This window comes from Sorangium sp. So ce128 (genome assembly GCF_051525245.1).
GTDB lineage: Bacteria > Myxococcota_A > Polyangia > Polyangiales > Polyangiaceae > Sorangium > Sorangium cellulosum_B.
On record NZ_CP150313.1, the window covers coordinates 1,372,825 to 1,391,658 of the forward strand.

15 protein-coding genes are annotated in these 18,834 nt (G+C 69.8%); 5 read left to right on the forward strand and 10 right to left on the reverse strand.

All coding sequences use genetic code 11. The features are described from left to right. Positions 1-143 precede the first annotated feature (143 nt). Both WME82_RS05250 and WME82_RS05255 read left to right on the forward strand, forming a co-directional pair. Positions 144-1,307 carry a formimidoylglutamate deiminase gene (locus tag WME82_RS05250; protein ID WP_438041913.1) on the forward strand — a complete coding sequence of 388 codons (1,164 nt, stop codon included), beginning with the start codon at positions 144-146 and terminating at the stop codon, positions 1,305-1,307. A gap of 139 nt (positions 1,308-1,446) precedes the next feature. After that, a complete protein-coding gene (locus WME82_RS05255; RefSeq protein ID WP_438041914.1) occupies positions 1,447-3,405 on the forward strand; it encodes a sensor histidine kinase in 1,959 nt (652 codons plus the stop codon). Between the two features lie 24 nt (positions 3,406-3,429). Here the strand turns inward: WME82_RS05255 and WME82_RS05260 are convergent, their stop codons facing one another. From WME82_RS05260 to WME82_RS05270, 3 genes are all read right to left on the reverse strand, one after another. Next, complete coding sequence (locus tag WME82_RS05260) at positions 3,430-4,260, reverse strand: hypothetical protein (RefSeq protein WP_437866943.1); 831 nt, start codon at positions 4,258-4,260, stop codon at positions 3,430-3,432. Next, on the reverse strand, positions 4,257-5,762 hold the full coding sequence (locus tag WME82_RS05265) for a DUF5924 family protein (protein ID WP_438041915.1): 1,506 nt from the start codon (positions 5,760-5,762) through the stop codon (positions 4,257-4,259). Before WME82_RS05265 ends, WME82_RS05260 begins: the two co-directional genes overlap by 4 nt. Positions 5,763-6,082: 320 nt before the next feature. After that, the gene (locus WME82_RS05270) at positions 6,083-6,631 is read right to left on the reverse strand and encodes a glycoside hydrolase family 11 protein (RefSeq protein ID WP_438041916.1); all 549 of its coding nucleotides are present in this window, start codon (positions 6,629-6,631) and stop codon (positions 6,083-6,085) included. On the opposite strand from WME82_RS05270, the gene WME82_RS05275 reads away from it, so the two are divergent. The 3 genes from WME82_RS05275 (at position 6,630) to WME82_RS05285 (ending at position 10,702) form a co-directional block, all read left to right on the forward strand. After that, positions 6,630-7,133 carry a hypothetical protein gene (locus WME82_RS05275; protein WP_438041917.1) on the forward strand — a complete coding sequence of 168 codons (504 nt, stop codon included), beginning with the start codon at positions 6,630-6,632 and terminating at the stop codon, positions 7,131-7,133. The genes WME82_RS05270 and WME82_RS05275 overlap by 2 nt on opposite strands. 711 nt (positions 7,134-7,844) lie before the next feature. Further along, complete coding sequence (locus WME82_RS05280) at positions 7,845-9,191, forward strand: glycoside hydrolase family 30 protein (protein WP_438041918.1); 1,347 nt, start codon at positions 7,845-7,847, stop codon at positions 9,189-9,191. Between the two features lie 20 nt (positions 9,192-9,211). Continuing rightward, positions 9,212-10,702 carry a glucuronyl esterase domain-containing protein gene (locus WME82_RS05285; protein ID WP_438041919.1) on the forward strand — a complete coding sequence of 497 codons (1,491 nt, stop codon included), beginning with the start codon at positions 9,212-9,214 and terminating at the stop codon, positions 10,700-10,702. Positions 10,703-10,810: 108 nt separating this feature from the next. On the opposite strand, the gene WME82_RS05290 is transcribed toward WME82_RS05285, so the two are convergent. The 7 genes from WME82_RS05290 to WME82_RS05320 form a co-directional block, all read right to left on the reverse strand. Beyond that, a complete protein-coding gene (locus tag WME82_RS05290) occupies positions 10,811-12,019 on the reverse strand; it encodes an alpha/beta hydrolase (protein WP_438041920.1) in 1,209 nt (402 codons plus the stop codon). A gap of 156 nt (positions 12,020-12,175) precedes the next feature. After that, positions 12,176-13,390, reverse strand: coding sequence for an aldose epimerase family protein (locus tag WME82_RS05295; RefSeq protein WP_438041921.1), 1,215 nt, complete (start codon positions 13,388-13,390; stop codon positions 12,176-12,178). A gap of 574 nt (positions 13,391-13,964) precedes the next feature. After that, on the reverse strand, positions 13,965-15,668 hold the full coding sequence (locus tag WME82_RS05300; RefSeq protein WP_438041922.1) for a DNRLRE domain-containing protein: 1,704 nt from the start codon (positions 15,666-15,668) through the stop codon (positions 13,965-13,967). A gap of 190 nt (positions 15,669-15,858) precedes the next feature. Further along, on the reverse strand, positions 15,859-16,491 hold the full coding sequence (locus tag WME82_RS05305) for a hypothetical protein (protein ID WP_438041923.1): 633 nt from the start codon (positions 16,489-16,491) through the stop codon (positions 15,859-15,861). A gap of 216 nt (positions 16,492-16,707) precedes the next feature. Beyond that, entirely contained in the window at positions 16,708-17,457 is a 750-nt protein-coding gene (locus WME82_RS05310; RefSeq protein WP_438041924.1) for a sterol desaturase family protein, read from the reverse strand. 2 nt (positions 17,458-17,459) lie between these two features. Continuing rightward, positions 17,460-18,026: a sterol desaturase family protein gene (locus tag WME82_RS05315; RefSeq protein WP_438041925.1), complete on the reverse strand. Its 567-nt coding sequence runs from the start codon at positions 18,024-18,026 to the stop codon at positions 17,460-17,462. Positions 18,027-18,038: 12 nt separating this feature from the next. Next, the gene (locus WME82_RS05320; protein WP_438041926.1) at positions 18,039-18,635 is read right to left on the reverse strand and encodes a hypothetical protein; all 597 of its coding nucleotides are present in this window, start codon (positions 18,633-18,635) and stop codon (positions 18,039-18,041) included. Between the last annotated feature and the right edge of the window lie 199 nt (positions 18,636-18,834).

Below are 18,834 nucleotides of genomic sequence, written 5' to 3' on the forward strand. Positions count from 1 at the left end.
CGCGCGTCCCGGACCGCTGCGCTCCCTGCCGCGGTACAGATGGCCGCTCTGGATCGCGGCGCCGCCCCGGCAGAGCGGCCTGCCCGCGCCTTTTCCCGTCTGTCCCAACGTGATGGACGCGATGGACGTGATAGACGTGCGCCATGAGGCTGACCGAGCGAGCCATCGAGCTGCCGGCGCTCGCGAGCGCCCACTCGCATGCTTTCCAGCGCGGGATGCGCGGTGAGGCGCAGCGGCCGGGGCCGTCGGGGGCGGACGACTTCTGGTCGTGGCGCAGCGCCATGTACGCGCTCGCCGAGTCGCTCACGCCGGAGTCCATTCATGCGATCTCGAAGGTGGCTTATCGCGAGCTCCGCGCAGCGGGCGTGCGCACGGTCGGCGAGTTTCATTACGTGCACCACCAGCCGGGCGGCGCGCCCTACGCGGATCGCACGGTCCTCGCGGACGCGGTGATCGAGGCCGCGCGCGAGGAGGGCCTCCGGATCGCGCTCCTCCGGGTCGTCTACGCGCGCGCCGGCGCGGGCAGGGCGCCCGAGGGGGCGCAGCGGCGGTTCTCGGACGCCTCGCTCGACGCGGCGCTCGCGGACGTCGAGGCGCTCCGGGCGCGCTACGCGGGCTGCGAGGACGTGCGCGTCGGCGTGGCGCCCCACAGCGTGCGCGCCGTGCCCCCGGCGTGGCTCGGCGAGATCGCGCGGTACGCCGCGGAGCGCGGGCTCATGGTGCACATGCACGTGGCCGAGCAGCCGGCCGAGATCGAGGCGTGCCTCGCCGAGACGGGCCGGCGGCCGGTGGAGCTCCTGGCCGAGCGCGGGGTCCTCGGCGAGCGCTTCGTGGCGGTGCACGCGACGCACCTCGCGCCGCACGAGCCGGCGCTGCTCGGCGCGGCGAGGGCGTTCGCGTGCCTGTGCCCGACGACCGAGCGCGACCTCGGCGACGGATTGCCCGACGTGGGCGCGCTGCGCGCGGCGGGCGCGCGGCTGTGCGTCGGGATCGACAGCCACGTGATCACCGATCCGTTCGAGGACATGCGCGGCGTCGAGCTCGGCGAGCGGCTGCGGACGGGCCGCCGCGTGACGCTGCGGGGCGAGGGCGGGGCGACGCCCGCCGAGGCGCTCTGGGAGATCGGCTCGCAGCGAGGGGCGGAGGCGTGCGGGTTCGTGGATCCCGGCGGCAGCATCTCGGTGCGCCGGGACGCGCCGGCGCTCGCGATGGTGCGGGAGGAGCGGCTGCTCGACGCGGTGGTGTACAGCGGGAGCCCTTCGATCGTGGAGGGGAGCCCCGCGCCCTCGGGCCCGCCTGCGCATTGACCGAGGCGAGGCGCCGGCTCGCCTCGGCGCCGGGGATCGAGGCAGGCCCGGGCCGAGCGGGCGAGCGTGAAGCGCGCTCACACGGGGTGGTGGCGTGGTTTGTGAGGAGCCGTTCCCCCGCGTCTCGCCTGCGTCATGCATGGGAAACGAACGGCGAAGGAAGGAATGGCTCGACTGGATGCCCCTGGCGGCGCTGCTGCCGATCGGCGTCGTCTTGCTCCTGAGCCTCCACGAGATCCAGGACGTCCATCGCAGGAACATCGCGGCGACGCTGCAGGCGGTGCTCTCGACGACCCGCGAAGGGCTCTTGACCTGGGCGCGGCAGGCGAAGGGCGCCGCGGGGTTCTGGGCGAACGAGCCGAGGATACGGCGCGCGGTCGCCGCCCAGGTCGAGGTGCGCCGCAGCGATGGCTCGCTCCGCGATAGCCCGTACCTCCAGGATCTGCGGCTGGAGCTGGAGAGCGTCGTCGAGCGGGAACAGTGCCTCGGCTTCGACGTCATCGCGCTGGACGGCACCCATATCGCCTCGGATCGCGATGAGCTCCTCGCCACCAAGACGCTGAGCGCCCACGACCCGGACACCATCGCCGCGGCCCTGCGCGGCTCGACCGTCATGGGTACTCCCTTCGCCATGCGGTCTCCCGTCCTCGGAAGGGTCACCCCCGTCCTCATCGTCGCGGCGCCGGTGCGCTCCGTCGCCGGGGAAGGGGGGGTCATCGCGGCGCTCGCCTTTCGCATCGATCCCGGGAAGGAGCTGACGCAGATCGCCCATCGCGGACAGGTCGGCGCGGCCGGGGAGACCTACGCGTTCGACAGGCACGGTCGCGTCGTCACGGAGCTCAGGTTCGCCCAGAACCTCCGCGACATGGGCCTCCTGGCGGCAGGCGAGCGCACGAGCCTCAACGTGGAGATCCGCGATCCCGGGGGCGAGGCGCCGGACGGCTCCGCGCGCCCCTTGCCTCGCATGGAGCAGCCGCTCACGCGCATGGCGACCAGCGCCGTCGCGGGGATCGCCGGGGTCGACGTCGAGGGATACCGCGATTATCGCGGCGTCGAGGTCGTCGGCTCGTGGCTGTGGGATCAGGAGCTCGACCTCGGCCTGGCGACCGAGATCGACAAGGACGATGCCTATGGCGTGTATGTCGTGACGCGCCGTGTGGTCCTCACCGCCTGCGGCGTGATGCTGCTCGCCACGCTCGTCCTGACGATCCTGCTGCAGCGGCGCGCGAAGGACCTGGCCACCGGCGTGCAGCGCGAGCAGGAGCTGCGAAGGGAGCTCGAGGATCGTGTCCGTCGCCTGGAGTGCGCGGAGACCGAGCTGAAAGACGCCATCCGCGTCCGCGAGGAGTTCCTGCGGTTCGCCTCGCACGAGCTGCGCACGCCGCTGACGAGCCTGCGGCTCCTGTACGAGCACATGCTGCGATCGCGATCGCAGCCCCTCATGGTGACGCTGGGCTCGAAGGACATCAGCCGCTTCTTGAAGGTGTCCTCGCGGGAGCTCGCCCGGATCACGCAGGTCATCAACAACATGTTCGTCGTCGCGAGCTTCGCGACCGGCCCGCCGGCGCTGAACCTGGAGAGGGCGGAGCTCAACGAGATCGTGCGCAGGACCGCCCGGCAGGTGACAGAGCAGCTCGAGGCCGACGGGTGTTCCCTGGAGCTCCAGCTCGATCGATCGGTGTTCGGCTACTGGGACGACGCGCGCGTCGAGCAGGTCATCACGAACCTCCTGTCGAACGCGTCGCGGCACGGCGCTGGACAGCCGATCACGCTGTCGGTCGTCCGGCAGGGCGGCTTCGCGGTGATCTCCGTGCACGATCGCGGCGTCGGCATCACGCCGGAGCAGCGAGACAGGCTCTTCGAGCCGTTCCGGTGGACACCGGAGGCGCACAGCGGGCTCGGCGTCGGGCTCTACGTCTGCAGGCTGATCGTGTGGGCGCACGGCGGAGAGATCCTGGTCGAGAGCGAGCCAGGTCAGGGCACGACGTTCCGCGTCCGGCTGCCGCTGCCTCCGGAGATCGAGGGAGGCGACGCCGCCCTGGCGCCCGAGAGCGAGCGGAAGCCGGCGGAGGAGCGGAGCAACGGAGGGACGGAGTAACGGGAGCAGGGGAGCGGCGGGCGCTCATCCCATCGCGCCCGCGATGAGCTGCGCCGCCCTCAGGAGGACCGCCACGACCGCCCCGACGTTCCACGCGCGCGCGAGCCACCACTGCACCTCGGCGCCGTTGATCCATGGCGGCACCCACGCCGGCGGCGCCAGCAGATCGGCGACGGTGAGGACCCGCTCGCGCTCCTGCGCCGCGCGGTAGCCGCCCTCGCCGCCGCGGACGTGCTCCTCCGCCCGCACGAGGGCGAGGAGCCGCGCGCCGCGCCCCTCCGGGAGCAGCGCCGCGCCCGCGCGCAGCGCCTCCGGGGTCGCGGGCAGCTCGACGGCCCGGCCGCGCTGCGTGAGGCGGAGCGCGCCGTCCCCCGCGCGCTCGACCCGCCCCCGGACCCAGCCCTCGGAGCGCTCGCCGCGGAGCACCGACGAGAGCGACGCGAGCTCGGGATCGGGGCCCAGCCGGGGCGCGCGCTCCCCCGGGAGGACGCGCGCGGCGAAGAGCCAGAGGGCGATCGGGAGCACCGACAGGAATGGATTCAGGGCGAGCAGGCTGGTCACGCCCGCCACCCCGTCGAGCACCGGCAGGGCGAGCACGCCCGCGCCGGCGAAGGCGCCCACGGCGATCGTCGCGCCGAACCCGCCGACCACGCCGACGGCGACGTTGCCGATCGCGACGACGCCGACGGCGACGTTGCCGATCGCGATGAAGCCGCGCGCGACGTTGCCGATCGCGATGAAGCCCGTGACGACGTTGCCGAACACGAGGAACCCGTTCGCGATGTTGCCGGCGTCGACCCAGCGCGCGCGCTCCGCGGCGCTCGCCTCGCCTCCGCCCCGGAGCGGCCAGCTCATTCCGTCACCTCGAACGAGGTGCGGCCGACGAGCTGGCCGTCCTCGGTCTCGACATCCACCGTCCAGCGCCCTGCCAGGCGGCGCGGCAGGCTCCCGCCCACGAGCTGCGACTTGAGCCGCACCGCGCCCTCCGGCCCGGGCACCCGCAGCGTCTCCTCGGGCGCGCGGAGGACCTCGCGCCCCTCGCGCCGCCAGACGTGGAGCAGGCGATCGCCGTCGCCGCCCGGCACCACCACGTCGGTCACCGCGCGGAGCTCGCGGATCACAGAAAAATGAAGTGATTTCACGGACATGGCGAGACGTCCGTCCGGGAGCACCGAGGGGCCCACGGCCGCGGAGGACAGGTGCATCGGGACGGGCGGGATGAGCTCGCGCGTCCCGTAGGCGAGCCCGACCCCGGCGGCCATCGCGACGACGAGGAACACGGCGCCCATCCGGCTCCAGAGGGCCCCGAACGGCAGGTGCAGCGTGCAGAAGCCGAGCACGGACACGAGGGCGGCGGAGAGCAGCGTGTACAGCGTGCGGGTGTCGGGGAGGAGCGCGGGGATGACGAGGTTCAGGCACGCGAACAGCGTCACCCCGTAGAACACCGAGGCGAGGGTCTTCCAGCGCATGAGCACGCGGTCGAAGACGAGATCGAGCGTCGAGAGCACCGCGCAGGCGGCGAGGAGGAGGACGAACCACCGGTTCGGCGCGTCCAGGCTGGCGCTCTTCCAGTAGAACGGGAGGAGGAAGAAGAGCATGCCCTGATAGAGGTTCTTCAGGACATAGGTCATCACGAGGAAGCGCAGCCGGGCGCCGCGCCACGCCGTCGCGAAGTCCTGGCGGGCGCCGGTGCCGAAGAGCCGGAAGAAGAGGAGCACGAGCAGCCAGGCGACGCTGACCGTGACCGCGAGGAAGCGCGCGTGCTGGAACCCCTTCTGCGCGAAGGTCACCACGAACGCGCCGAGGCTGAGCGCATACGCGGTGTGCAGCCACCAGAGCTTCTTGTGGTGGCGCTTGAGGAAGGCGCGGGCGGACGATCGGAGGTCCCCGGGCTTGTCCTCGTCCTCGGCGTTCAGGTCGACGTAGGACGCCTTGGGCTCGGCCTTGACGGTGGGCGCGTTGTCCTCGTCCGCTGCCGCGCCGCGCGCTGGCCGCTCGGGCATCTTGAGCGTGCGGTCGTCGTGCTCCCCGCCCGGGGTGCTGGCCCTGGGCGGCATGCGCAGGGTGGCCTCGTCCCCGGCCTGAACGCCGGCCCTGGGCGGCATGCGCAGGGTGGCCTCGTCGGTCGCCGGGGGCCGGGCCTGTCCGGCCGCGTGGGGAGGGGCGTGGCCCGGCGAGCGATCGGGCTCGTCGCCCGGCATGTACATGATCGTGGGCGCCTCTCCGAAGGCCTCCGGGACGCGCGTCTTGTGGACCGGCGCCGTGGCGCTGGAAGGCGGCGGCGACGGCAGCGAGGGCGCGTTCGCGTGGGCCCCGGGGGCCGGGGCGTCAGGGGAGCGCGGCGCGTGCTGTTTCATGTCCGGCCCGCAGCGTACCCGACGGGCGGTCCACCTTCGAGCGCCGCACGAGCGGGCCGGCGCGGCCGGCGCTCGGGGGCGCGCAGGGCGGCGAGCGCCTGGACGGGGCGCGTGGCGTCGTCCTGAACAACCCCCTCATGGGTCGGCATCTTGCCGGGAAACTGAACAGGGAGACGGTGAGATCGTCGGGATTTTACTCCCCATCTCCCCGCCTCCCTGTGAATTCTCCCCCCCGAAAAATTCGAGGGGATGCTCCAGGTGCCCGTCGTTGCTCCGTTCAGGGACGGCTGTCGGCCGAAACGATGCTCAGGGCTCGGCGCTCACTCGATCGAGACCTTCACATCGGCGCTGCCGCTGCTTTGATAGCCTTCCACGACCAGCGAGACCTCATAGAAGGTCCCGAGGGTCAGCCCCTGCTTCCCCCACGCGTCGAAGTGGTTGCCGACAGTGATGGTTCCGCTCGTGCGCTTCTGCTGCCGGACGCTCCAGAACTGATAGAAAGTCGCCGTGCCATCGATGGAAGGTTGGTTGACTCGCTGGGTCTTGTAGATGTCGTAGGTGCCTCCGTCGCTGGAGACGGTGCCCACGTGCCCTTCTCCGCCCGGCGGACGCCAGTTGCCCCAGCTATCGATGATGTAATACTCGATGAGCGGGCTCCTCGTCCACCCGTAGACGCCCAGGTAGGAATTGCCGTTTGGCCGGTAGTCGGCCTCGTAGGTGACGATATTGTTCTTCCCGCCCGGCCTCACGCCTTTACGGCCCAGCAGGTTGTTGATGTTGCTCCAGTTCACGCTGAAGCCATCCGCCGTGTTGCGCAGGCACCCGTCTCCTCGGTCCTTCCAGTATTCGAAGGTGAGCCCGCAATGCATGCCTGTCCTGTCGCTGCAGACCTCCAGGTCGGCTTCCGTGCACCGGGTGGGCGTGCCGGTCCCGGTCGAGGCCGTGGTGCTCGCGCTCGTGCTGCTCGCGGTGGTGCTGCTCGTTGTCGAGCTGCTCGTTGTCGTGCTGCCCGCGGTCGAGCTGCTCGTTGTCGAGCTGCTCGCACCCCCGGACCCGTCCGAGCCCCCGGTCCCGCTCGTCGTCGACCCGCCCGGGCCCGCGGTGCTGCCGGTGGTGCCGGTGCTGCCCGAGGTCACGCCGCCCGGGCCCGCGGTGCTGCCGGTGGTGCCGGCGCTGCCCGAGGTCACGCCGCCCGTCCCGGACGAGCTGCCACCCGCCCCGGTGTCTTCTGCAGAGGAATCGTCCGGCCCCGCGCACCCCACAGCGACGAATCCCAGGGCGATAGTAAAATGTTTTAACAAAGTTAAACTCACAGATCCTCCTTGGCGAAATGAGTCAATTCCCTGCAGCCGATCTCGTGATCATGGCTAGCATCTGGGCTCGGTGGCGACAACGGCCCGTAGAGCCATTCCAGCCGCTGGTCCATGGCCCGCCTCAGGCTCGACCCGGCCGAGCAGCGGACGAGGTCGCACGACCGCCCCCGGTACGGTGGGTTTGCCAACAGCCGCCGAGGCAAGCGTCTCCTCCCGTCACCCTGGCTCCCTGACGCGCTGGCTCCCTGACGCGCCGAGTCGCGTGAAACAGCGCAAGAGAACTACATGAGGGCGCGAATGTGGGATCGGCTCGGGTCCCATCTTCCACGCTCCGCGCCGTCATGCTCTACTGTTGCCGTTCTCGGGAAGACGCTGCCTGTTCGGCGCCCTGTCCGGCCGGACAGGTCATCGACCACCTGAGAGCTGTTGAGACCTCTCACCGTGGAGCGACCGGGAGGCGCCGGTGCTCGGGTACGGCCCCATGATGACCAGGACCTCGAGAACCTCGTCCCTCCTCGCGATCACCCTGGTCCTCGTATCGGGCTGCGGTCGTGATTCGGCGGCTCCCTCGGACGAGGCTGGGTCGAGCGGTGGAAGCGGCGGCGCGCCCTCGACCGGAGCAGGAGGAGCGGCGGGCTCGGGCGGGGCGCCGGCGGGCTCGGGCGGGGCGCCGGCGGGCTCCGGTGGGGCAGGGGCGGCGAGCGCGGCTTCGACCAGCGGCGGCTCGTCGGGCGCGAGCGGGGGCTCACCGAGCGAGCCTCGCCCCACGGTGACGGCCGCTCCGGGCACGGAGCTCGTCCGGGTCGACACGAACGTGATGCACCAATCCTTCGAGGGCTGGGGCACGAGCTTGTGCTGGTGGGCCGATCACGTGGGCGGATGGCAGGAAGCCAAGCGCAACGCCGTGGTCGAAGCGGTCGTCGATCCGGTGAATGGCCTCGGCTACAACGTGTTCCGCTACAACATCGGCGGCGGGGAGAACCCGTCCCACGAGCACATGAAGGAGCACCGCGAGATGCCTGGATTCCAGAGCGCCGACGGGACCTTCACGTGGGCGAACGACGCCAGGCAGCGCGCCATCCTCCTGCGCATCGCGGAGCGCGGAGCGGATCTGATCTTCGAGGCGTTCTCCAACTCTCCCCCCTACTGGATGACGAACAGCGGTTGCGCCTCGGGCAGCAGCAACGGCAAAGACAACCTCAAAGCGGACCATTACGACGACTTCGCCCACTACCTCACGGAGGTCGTCCGTCACTACAGGGACGAGCACGGGATCACCTTTCGCACGCTGGAGCCGCTGAACGAGCCTTTTGCCGACTGGTGGAAATCGAACGGCTCCCAGGAAGGATGCCACTTCGACCGGGCGAGCCAGGAGAAGATCATCCAGGAGGTGGCCAGGCAGCTGACCAGCAAGGGCCTCGGCGAGACGGTGGTCAGCGCGTCGGACGAGAACAGCATGGATGACGCCGTCCGGAACATCGGCGCCTTCGGCGCGGGGACGCTCGCCGCTTTCCAGCAGCTCAACGTCCACTCCTACGCCGGCAGCCAGCGCAGCGAGCTCCGGCAGCTCGCGACCAGGCTCGGCAAGCGGCTGTGGCAATCGGAATCGGGGCCGCTCGGGCAGAACATCAGCGACGACACGGACGCGGCGCTGTTCATGGCGGAGCGCATCATCGACGATCTGCGCGAGCTGAAGCCGGAGGCCTGGGTGGACTGGCAGTCGGGCGATCCGTCGCGCAGCTGGGCGAGCTTCACGCTGAACGACCGCGAGCAGTCCTTCGCTCCCATCAAGCGCTTCTACATGCATGCCGGCTTCAGCCGCTACATCCGGCCCGGCGCGCGCTTCGTCGACGTCGATAGCGAGGACATGGTGGCCGCGGTCAGCGCCGACGGGGGCTCTCTCTCGCTCGTGGTCCGCAACGGCGATCGCAACGCGAGCCGCGGCTACACGCTCGATCTCACCCGGCTCCCCACGGTCGGTCCCGCCGCGGAGGTGCACCGCACCTCGCGCACGGAGGACCTCGATCGGCTCCCCGACATGGCGATCGAAGACTATCGCCTGGTGGTCACGGTCCCGGCCTTTTCCGTCACCACCTTCGTCATCCCGATGCCCTGATTTCCCCTGGAGCGACATCCATGATCGAGCGTCGGACCGTTCGCTTCACGACCCTGTGCGTCGGCGCGTTGTGCGGGGCGCTCATGGGCTGCAGCGAGCGAGGCCCCGCGGCAGAGGCGGATGCGCCGCGCCTCACCGGTGGAGCTGGAGGCGGCGGGGCGGGTGGCAGCTCGCCTTCGAGCTCGAGCGGAGGCACGAAATCGGCGGGGGAAGGCGGCAGCGGCGGCGGCGGCCCGGCCGCCACGCCGTGCACCTTCACCTGTCACGACGACTGTCCGGCCCTGGGCGCTCTGGAGGTGGAGGGCAGCTGCGCTGTCCCGAGCGAGCGGTGCTGCTGGCTGGGCGCTCCGAGCGATCCCTATCCGAGCGGCGGGAGCTCTTCGGTCGACGACTCCGCGCCGATCCCGGTCGACGAGCTCCCTGTCATCTCCGACATGCCCGATCCGCTCACGATGGTCGATGGGACCAAGGTCACCACGGCAGCGCAGTGGCGGGCTCGCCGCAAGGAGATGATGCGGATCCTGGAGGACTACACGTACGGGCACATGCCGCCGCCGCCGGGCAACGTGACGGCCGTGCCGGTCTCGGAGCCGTCGGAGATCACGACGGCCTCGGGCGTGGACGCCACCTACCGCAAGCTTCACCTGAGCTTCGGGCCAGGTGGGGAGCTCGGCTTCGACCTGGGCCTCTTCTTCCCGAAGGCCGAGGCGACTCCGGAGGGGGAGGCCGAGGCGCGTCCCATCTTGATCTCGCTCTCCTTCAGCTCCGGCGAAAGCAGCCTCGGGGGAGCGGCGGGCGCGCTCGCGCGAGGCTACGCCGTGGCCACGATCGGCTACCAGGAGCTCGGCGCGGACTCTCGCGACTACGCGTCGAGCGCGTTCTTTCCGGCCTACCCGGACCACGACTGGAGGGACATCTCGGCGTGGGCCTGGGGCATCTCCCGCGCTGTCGACTACCTGATGACCGATCCTGCCGTCGATCGGGGCAAGATCATGATCACGGGGACGTCACGCCTGGGCCAGGCGGTCCTGCTGGCGGGCGCCTTCGACGAGCGCATCGCGCTCACCGCCCCGGTGGCGGGGGGCATGGCCTTTCGGTTCTCGGGCGCCGAGATGGGCGGCGGGCTCGGGCAGGGCATCACCGAGATCGTCGACCAGAACACCTACTGGTTCGGGCCGCTGCTTCCGGAGTTCAGGGACCGGACGGAGCGCCTTCCCTCGGACCAACACTGGCTGCCCGCCCTCGCCGCGCCGCGGCTCTTCATCCTGTGCAACTCGCTCAAAGATCAGTACGGAAGGGCCTACGCGGCCGTGCAGTCGTACCTTGGCGCGGAGCCGGTGTACGACTTCCTCGGCGTCCCCGAGCATGTGGGGCTGAACTTCCGGCCCGGCGGGCACGGCGCCACCGAGGAAGACTGGAACGCCATCTTCGACTTCGCCGATCAGGTCCTCCTGGGGAAGCCGGGGACCCGGCGCTTCGACGTCATCCCGCCGCGCAAGGAGACTCCCTAGAGCAGCGGTCACCCGCTCTGCGACGCTCGTACCAGGGGCGGGTGGGAACCGCTCTAGGTCGCCAAGGCTGCCGGTCTGAACCGTTCCCCAGGCCACCGGTCCGTACCGTCAATCGACCGGATAGCCCCGCCACATCCAGCGCAGCGTGTCGGGGAGCGTTTGCCTGATCACTCTCCCGTCGCAGTGGCTGGCGCCGTTCGCGTAGACGAAGCGGTAGTGATACCCCTTCTCCTTGAGGACCGCCGCCACGCGCTGGTTCGCCATCACCCAGTTGTGGTGGCTGGCTTCATCCCTGGTGCTGCCGAGGTCGTTCTCGCCGACCTGCAGGAAGACGCGCAACGGCTTGGGCGGGTTCTCCCGGATGAGCCCCTCCGTGTACTCCCAGGCGCCGTCGGGATACTCGGCCTCGGTGGGCGCGCGGGGGTTCTGCTGGTCGACGAACGTGCCGGAGTAGGTGACGATCTTGCGGTAGGTGTCGTGGCCGAACCAGCCCATGGTCAGCGCCGCCGCCCCGCCCGAGCTGCATCCGTACGTGGCGCGGCCGTCCGGGTTGCTCGTGAACTTCAGGTTGGGGTACGCGGCGTGGACGGCCTGGTCGTTCTTGACCGCCTCGAGGAGCTCCGTATCGACGAACCTCTGATAGGCGTCCGACATGGTATCGTATTCGAGCCCCCGCTCGCTGCCGTACGAGTCGCCCCCTCCGCTCGCGGCGAAGATGGCGATGACGCTCGGGAAACGGTCGTTCGGGTCCGCGACGAGGTTGTTGATCGTGTTGATGATCTCGTTCCTGTCGCGCGCGTCCTGGACGACCATGAACGGCGCCTCCGCGCCGTCGACGTACGTCGCGGGGATCGCGACCTCCACGCGGCGGTTGAAATCCCCCTTGGCGTTGTCGTTCAACGTCGGATCGTGGCCGGTGAAGATGTCGCTCTCCCGGGACGACAGGGAAAACGTGAACGTCCGTCCCTGGGGAACGCCGTCGATCCTCTTGATCTCCGGGGCGTCTCGGTAGTCAGGCCCGATCTCGAAATCGCCGTCGCCTTCGGTGCCGACCGGATCGACCGTCCCGCCCTGTCCTCCCCCGCCGCTCGGGTTCGGGTCGTCCGTGCCGCCCGCGCCCGAGGTGCTGCTGCTGCTCGAAGGGCTGCTGCTGCTGCTGCTCGAAGAACTGCTGCTGCTGCTGCTGCTGCTGCTCGAAGCGCTGCTGCTTCCTTTTCCTCCGCTGCCGCCCGAGCCGTCGGCGGCGTCGTCGGACCCGCAAGCAGCGATTGAAAGCGCGACAAGGAGCGAGATACTGCATGGGATCGAGCGGGTCATGGATCCTCCTGGGATTGGGTTGCCGCCCGCCGTCGGCGTGTGCCGCACGGACGCCGGGCCGTGGCGCTCGCGCGCCGCTCGGCGGACGTGATGCCGATCGTGACGTTCGCGTGAGCGCGCAGGCGCCGCGAGGCAGCGCGGGTGACCGTCGGCGAGCTACTCGGTGGTGAACCGGAAGACGGCCGTCTGCGCGTAGCGCTGGCCGGGTTTGAGGATGACCTCGTTCTTCCAGGCCGGGACGTTGATCGAGTTCGGGAACTTCTGCGGCTCGAGGCACAAGCCGCTGTACTGGTCGTAAACCGCGCCGCCCTTGCCCTTGATCGACCCGTCGAGGTAGTTGCCCGTATAGAACTGGATCCCCGGCTGATCGGCCTCGATCGTCAGCACCCGACCGGTCTTCGGATCCTTGACCCGAGCCGCCTCGCGGAGCTTGTGCGGGTCGCCGCTGATGACGAGGTTGTGGTCGTATCCGACCGGCTTGCCGCCCATGGCTTTCAGGTCCTTGCCGATCGGCTTGGCGGCGGTGAAATCGAGCGGCGTCCCCTTCACCGGCTTGATCTGGCCCGAGGGGATGTCGGTGGCGTCCGGCGGGGTGTAGCTGTCGGCGTGCAGCGTCAGCTCCTGGTCGGCGACGGAGCCCGAGCCGTGCCCTCCCAGGTTCCAGTAGCCGTGGTGGGCCATGTTGACGATCGTTGTCTTGTCGGTCGTCGCCGACATCTCGACCCTGAGCTCGTTCTTGTTGGTGAGCGTGTAGGTCGTGGTCGCGTTGACCGTGCCGGGGTATCCTTCTTCCCCGTCCTTCGATACGTACGTGAGCTTGATGGAGGGGCCGTCCGGCGTCTCGGTCGCTTCCGCGTCCCAGACGACCTTGTCCCAGCCTTTCTTGCCGCCGTGCAGCGTGTGGGCGCCGTTGTTCGCGGAGAGCTTGTAGGTCTTGCCATCGAGCTGGAACTGCGCGTTCTTGATGCGATTGGCCACGCGGCCGACCGTCGACCCGAAGTACGGGCTGCTCTTCAGGTACCCGTCGAGGTTGTCGTGGCCGAGGACGATGTCGCCCATCTTCCCCGTCTTGTCGGGGACGTGGAGCTCGGTCACCGTCGCGCCGTAGGTCATCACCTTCGCGACCAGGCCGTTCGCGTTCGTGAGCGTGTAGAGGATCACCTCTTTGCCATCGGCGTTGCCGAAAGGCGCCTTGGAGACGGAAGCGGGCTTTGTGTTCACGGCTTCACCACCAGGTGGCTCGGATCTGGCGGCCGGGGCCGCTGGAGCGGCGTCCGTCGCGGGGGCCGCCGCCGGCGCAGGCGGCGCTGCCGCAGGGGGCGTGTCGACGGTCTGCGCGCCGCCGCACGCGCCGGCGAGGCACGCCGTCATCGTCAATCCGAACCACGATCTCGTCCTACCCATCGCCATGCTGTTCCCTCCGCCAGGATTGTCTCACCTGGATCGGCTCACCTGAGCGAGCCCAGCGCGGGCGAGCCCCCGCGATCTCGCCATGGCTTGCGTTCACGACACCCGAGCGGAGCCGGCGCAGAGATCGATCCCGGTACAAAGGACCAAGAGTCCGGTGCGCACGACGGCTACCCGGGACAAAGCGAAACGACACCCTGAGACGAAATTGTGAACGTTCACATTGTCCGTGTCAACTCAAATGAACTGGCGCGAGGCGAGCCTCGATCCCGAAATTGGAATCCACGTCGAACAATACCGTGGCCCTGCGCCCGCCCTCTTGACGCGCCGCTCCGGAGGAGACTTGCCAGCCATCCGATGTCGAGCTTGGCCGCGGACTGACAGAGCATCGTTGACATCAAAAATGTGAACGATCACAATGTCGATCTCACCTACAACGTGGCCAGGAACAACGCCGTGGGATTCTCGGTCGTGTTGGTAGAAGGCTGTTCCCTGGCGGAACGTGCGGATCCCGCAGGTTCGCCGGGGCCGCCCGGGTTTACTGGACCTGGATCGTGAACTCGTCCGCGAGGCGGCCGTTCACGTCCTTGAAGTACGCCGTCGCGCGCTTCGGATCCCCGCCGACGTGGAAGCGGATGAACAGGGCGCCATAGGCGGCGGTGCCCGACATGACCACGTTGTTCTTCTTCCACTTGTTGCTGGCGTAGTAGGAGGCCCACCACGTGTCGTCGTCGTGGCTGGCCGCGTCGTAGTCGCGGATGCCGACGCCGGCGAGGCCGGAGACGAACACGAAGTTGCGGCTCGGGCCGAGCTCCACGAGGTCGTAGGCGCCGGTCTTGCCGTGGCCGGTCGCGGCGTTGCCGACGTCGGTCAGGGTCAGCGTGCGCGAGTAGGAGTGCTCGTGGCCGGTCGAGACGATGGCGCCGGCGTTCATGCACTCCTGGTACGCGCTCCAGCCGACCTCGTTGCCCTTGGTGCCGACCTGCATGTCGTTCTGGTTCTTGTGCCAGTTGCAGATGGACCAGATCGAGCTGTCGGCGGCGAGCGAGTCGCGGATGAAGTCCACCTGGTCGGCCGCGTTGGCGGCGCAGGTCGACCGGAGCTCGCTCGTCCCGATGCAGGACTGGATGATGTGCAGCCCGCGGAAGTTGCACGTCGACTTGACGCCGAGCTCGCCGGTACAGTTCATCGACGGCACGGCCGCGTGGCGAGCCTGGATCTTGCTGGCGTAGCCGCTCGTGCCGCCCCAGGCCGCGGCGTCGTGGTTGCCGATGATCGCGAAATAAGGATAGTTCGCGCCGAGGATGCTGTTGATCCGGTTGTCCCACGCGGTCGGGTTGTTCGCATAGTCGAAGTCACCGTTGTGGATGGTGGCCGCGGCGCCCTCGTCCTTGATCAGGTTGAGCACCGCGTCCGAGTTGCCGTTCGCGCCCTGGTCGCCGATGAAGGCGATCAGGAGATCCGGATCGGTCGGCGTGCCCGCGCCGCCGCCGGGCGAGCCATACGTGATGGTGAGCTTGGGCCGCTGCGCCACGGTGGCGTGCTCCGAGGACGCGAAGTCGATGCCATCGGTGTTCGACGCGCTCGCGATGAGGAGGCCGTCGTTGGAGGTCCCGTCGATCCACGCCTGGACGAGCGCCACGCCGGCCGCGTTCAGCGTGATCGTCCTGGCGCCGGCGCTGCCGGTGACGCTGCCCACGAGGCTTCCGCGATCGGTCGAGCCCATCGCGCCCGCGGTGGCCCACGCCGTCGTGGACGTCGCGTTGTTCCAGGTGACCTGCGACTCGCTCCACGAGCGCTTCACCTCGTAGACGCTGTACGTGTTCGCGGAGCCGTCCGTCACCTGGAGGGTGATCGACGCCGACTGGACGATGCTCCCCGCGGGGATGCCGGAGACGGTCCATTTCAGCAGGCAAGATTTGTCCACGCCCGAGCCGTCGTCGCCGTCGGCCTCGCACGTGGTGGCTCCGCCGTAGTTCGTGGTGGCGGCGGCCTGCCGGAGGGTCGCGTCGGTCGAGCCGGCGTACGACGAGCTCGGGAGCGACCCCTGCTGGAAGGAGACCGTGGTCAGCGTCTGCCGCGTCTCCAGGACCTCCTCGATGTACTCGTCATTTGCGCCGCAGGCATGGATGACCGCGAGCGCCGGCAGGGCGGCGCAGAGGGCGCCCTTCGATCGTCTCGACCAGCCCGTCTCTCGGTTGTCGTGTGTGCCTGCGTCCTCTCGCGTGCGCGAATTCTGCATGAGTCTGTCTACCCTTTCTCCTGATCTCGAACGTAGGTGTGAGCGAGGCACGGGCAGGTTAATGGAAGTGTTGTTCCGTTATTGGATACAATTCCATGAAGATCGTGTTCCATCCTGGTACGATCGACTGAGCGTTTGCCTGGCGCCGCGCCTCGCAGGCTCAGCAGATCCAGTTGCTCGCGATCGCAGCTCAGTAGAGATCGCCGGCGCACCGGAGGGCGAAATTGCCTGATGCGTCCTGCGTGCAGGTCGGTGCGGTGGTGCACTCCCTTTTGTCGCTGCTGCCAGCCGGCTTGACCACCTCGATCAGGCAGGCGCAGGAGGGCTCCGGCGCGCAGGCGACGGCGACCGCTTTGCAGGAGCTCTGCGGCGGCAGCCGGAACAGCTCGTCGTGTTGATCCTCGATGGTCTGGCAGTACTCGCTGTCCGATCGGCAGAAGTAGCTTCCGCACGCGAACGTCCCCGGCGGCGCTGCGCCCGCGCACTCCTCGCCGTCGCCGACGCTCACGCCGGCCCGCGCGGCCTCACAGGCGTTGGCGTAGGAGCGCCCGTCGCAGGCGCAGACCTCGCGCGGCGTGGCGGTGTCGCACGACGTGGGCCGCTCCTGGCAGATACCGTAATTCCCCGGGACGACGCCGCCCTCTCCGCAGTCGCCTGGCGGGTAGTTGCAGTACTGATCCGCGGCGCAGAACACGCCGCCGCAGGGCCCTCGGGCCGCGCCCGTTCCGTCGTCGCCGCCGTCCCCGCACGCCGCGACGAGCGCCACGAGCGCGCCGAACGCCCCGAGCCCCACGCTCGTCGTCGCGCTGGTGCCCCGTCGCACCGCGCGATGCCTCACCGCACGTCGCACCGCCATGCACGTTGGAAGATCCATGCCGCTCCCTCCTCTCACGTGGCCATCGGACAATCCTGGATGGCCCGTGTCGTTCGGCGGGCGGGAACGTAAAGGAGCTGGACGGGCCAGTGTGCAACAAGTCTGTGTCGGCGAGGGCGCGGCGCTCCGCCGTCGGATCCGCCCGGCGGTTCCCGGGCGCTGACATCACCGTTCGAGACGCTCGAGCGCTGATCTGGAGCGCACATCCCGGGTCGTCGCGTCCGTGGCGTCGCCGCGGTAGTACGTCCCGCGAACCAGATCCCAGAGCGGGAAGGTGACGTTGAAGTTCCACTGCCGCATCAACGACGGCCTGTGGTGCGCGCCGTGGTGGCGCCGGAGCCGTGCCACGACGCGGCTGCGGCCTATCCTGCCGTCCGGCGGGAGGTGGTACGAGAGATGGAGGCACTCGTACAGCACCATGTACGCCATGCACGTCGCCACGAAGAGCGACGCGAGGTTGCCTTGACCGGCCGCGCTGAGGGCGAGCGCGAGCGGGAGCGTCAGCGCGAAGACGCCCGCGATGCCGTACGACGGGATCAGCACGAAGCCGAGCTCACGCGGTGTGCGGATCGCCATGTCGCGCTCGACGAACACGCGGTGGTGCACCGGCGTGTGCCGGTCGTAGAACGCCTCGAGGAAGCGCCGCCTCCGGTGAAGCAGACCCCGATGTGCCCGCCACTCGACGGCATTGCAAAAGACGAAGAAAAGCGGAATCGCGGCGAGCTCCCAGGCCCGCAGGCCATGCAACCGCGTGAGCGAGAGCGCCGCGAGCCCACACCCGAGGCCGACCGTGCTGGCGAGGTGGAGCCAGGGAGAGTACCACCGCGGCATCGACATGACCCGGCGCCGCCGCAGCTCGGCCCGGCCCGAGTCGTCGAGCGGGGCGGGGTCGGGCGAGCCATTCTGGTCAGACACGCTCACTGGCCTGCCTCGCGCCCTGTGTCGAACGCCCGGTCCCAGAGCGCGGAGCTCACCCCGAAGCGCGCGCGCGGCGCGGCGTGGTGCCGGAGGTGATGGCGGCGCTGCGCCGGAAGAGGGTGCTCCGCGTCGCCGAGCAGGTGCGCCGCGAGATGGGAGAGCTCATAAAGAAGATAGCCGGCGACGAGCCCGGCCCAGAGCGGCGCGGCGCGAGAGACCCCCGCGGCCGCCGCGGTCGCGCAGAAGCCTGCGGAGAAGGCCCCGAGCGTGGCGGCGGGGGGTTTGACGATCGGCGTCTGGTCAGGGGCCTCGTGGTGCGCCAGGTGGATACGGGCGCCGAGGAAGGCGAGCGGGTGCTCCGCCGGCAGGTGGAAGAGGAAGCGGTGGAGCAGGTACTCGATCAAGGTCCATCCCGCGAGGCCAGCCGCCCAGAAGAGCGCTCCGGCGAGGGCGCCGCCTCCGCTCCACACGCCGATCCCGAGGAGGATCACCTCGGCTGCCGCGACGACGGCGAGCCGCCGCGCGTCGGCGGGGTCCCGGAACATGGCGCCACGCAGGGTCGACATGCGGCCTGGCCCTCACATGAAGATGCCGTCGACGAGGGTCCAGGGCTCGCGCGTCAGGACGCGCCGGGCGAAGTCGAGGAGGACCGCGTTGAAGTCGCCCCGCGGATAACGCGCGAAGCCGTCGCGCACCGAGGCGGCGTCGAGGTCGTAGCGGCGCACACCGAGGGAGTGGTCCATCCACACCGACTGCCGGAACGCCGTCGATTCAGGGCATAACGCCGGCGTCGGGCGGAGGCGATGGTTGTAGAGGAGGCACTCGTCGGCCACGCGCAGGTCGTGCGGGGAGAGCTCGAACGACTTCGCGGCGAAGGCGCGGTGGAACAGCGAGCGGCTGCGCTGCATGTAGTCTCCGCCCCGCTCGTCCGGGCACAGCAGCCCGAGATCATGAATCATCGCCAGCGCGTGGAGCAGGTCGGGATCGGCCTTCTGGCGGCGGCGCTCGAGGAGCAGCATCGTGAAGTGGAATACGCGAAGACAGTGGTTGCGCAGCCCGTCGCCGCGGTAGGGGGAGAGCTCCTCGAAGAGCTCCTGCGCGCGTGCCCCGAGCGCCGAACGCGCTCCGAGGCGATGCGACAGCGCGGCGTCCGGCGTCGGCATGAGCTCGGCCATGATGAGATCCTACCACGGAGCGCGCCGGCGCTGGCGCGCAGATCGTCGCCCGTGTCCGAGACTCCAGCTTCCCGTGCCCGGCGGTTCCAGATCGTAGGTAACCCCAGCGTGAGCTGGTCCTCGTCGAGGTAGGCAACGCCGATCGAGTCGTCCCTGCGCTTGGGCGGCCGGCGAGCGCTCCGATCACGCCGTCGTGCGT

Coding starts and splice junctions, on each gene's coding strand:
- WME82_RS05250 (WP_438041913.1), top strand. CDS start 144: ATGAGGCTGACCGAGCGAGCCATCGAGCTGCCGGCGCTCGCGAGCGCC.
- WME82_RS05255 (WP_438041914.1), top strand. CDS start 1,447: ATGGGAAACGAACGGCGAAGGAAGGAATGGCTCGACTGGATGCCCCTG.
- WME82_RS05260 (WP_437866943.1), bottom strand. CDS start 4,260: ATGAGCTGGCCGCTCCGGGGCGGAGGCGAGGCGAGCGCCGCGGAGCGC.
- WME82_RS05265 (WP_438041915.1), bottom strand. CDS start 5,762: ATGAAACAGCACGCGCCGCGCTCCCCTGACGCCCCGGCCCCCGGGGCC.
- WME82_RS05275 (WP_438041917.1), top strand. CDS start 6,630: ATGCCTGTCCTGTCGCTGCAGACCTCCAGGTCGGCTTCCGTGCACCGG.
- WME82_RS05270 (WP_438041916.1), bottom strand. CDS start 6,631: ATGCATTGCGGGCTCACCTTCGAATACTGGAAGGACCGAGGAGACGGG.
- WME82_RS05285 (WP_438041919.1), top strand. CDS start 9,212: ATGATCGAGCGTCGGACCGTTCGCTTCACGACCCTGTGCGTCGGCGCG.
- WME82_RS05290 (WP_438041920.1), bottom strand. CDS start 12,019: ATGACCCGCTCGATCCCATGCAGTATCTCGCTCCTTGTCGCGCTTTCA.
- WME82_RS05295 (WP_438041921.1), bottom strand. CDS start 13,390: ATGACGGCGTGCCTCGCCGGCGCGTGCGGCGGCGCGCAGACCGTCGAC.
- WME82_RS05300 (WP_438041922.1), bottom strand. CDS start 15,668: ATGCAGAATTCGCGCACGCGAGAGGACGCAGGCACACACGACAACCGA.
- WME82_RS05315 (WP_438041925.1), bottom strand. CDS start 18,026: ATGTCGACCCTGCGTGGCGCCATGTTCCGGGACCCCGCCGACGCGCGG.
- WME82_RS05320 (WP_438041926.1), bottom strand. CDS start 18,635: ATGGCCGAGCTCATGCCGACGCCGGACGCCGCGCTGTCGCATCGCCTC.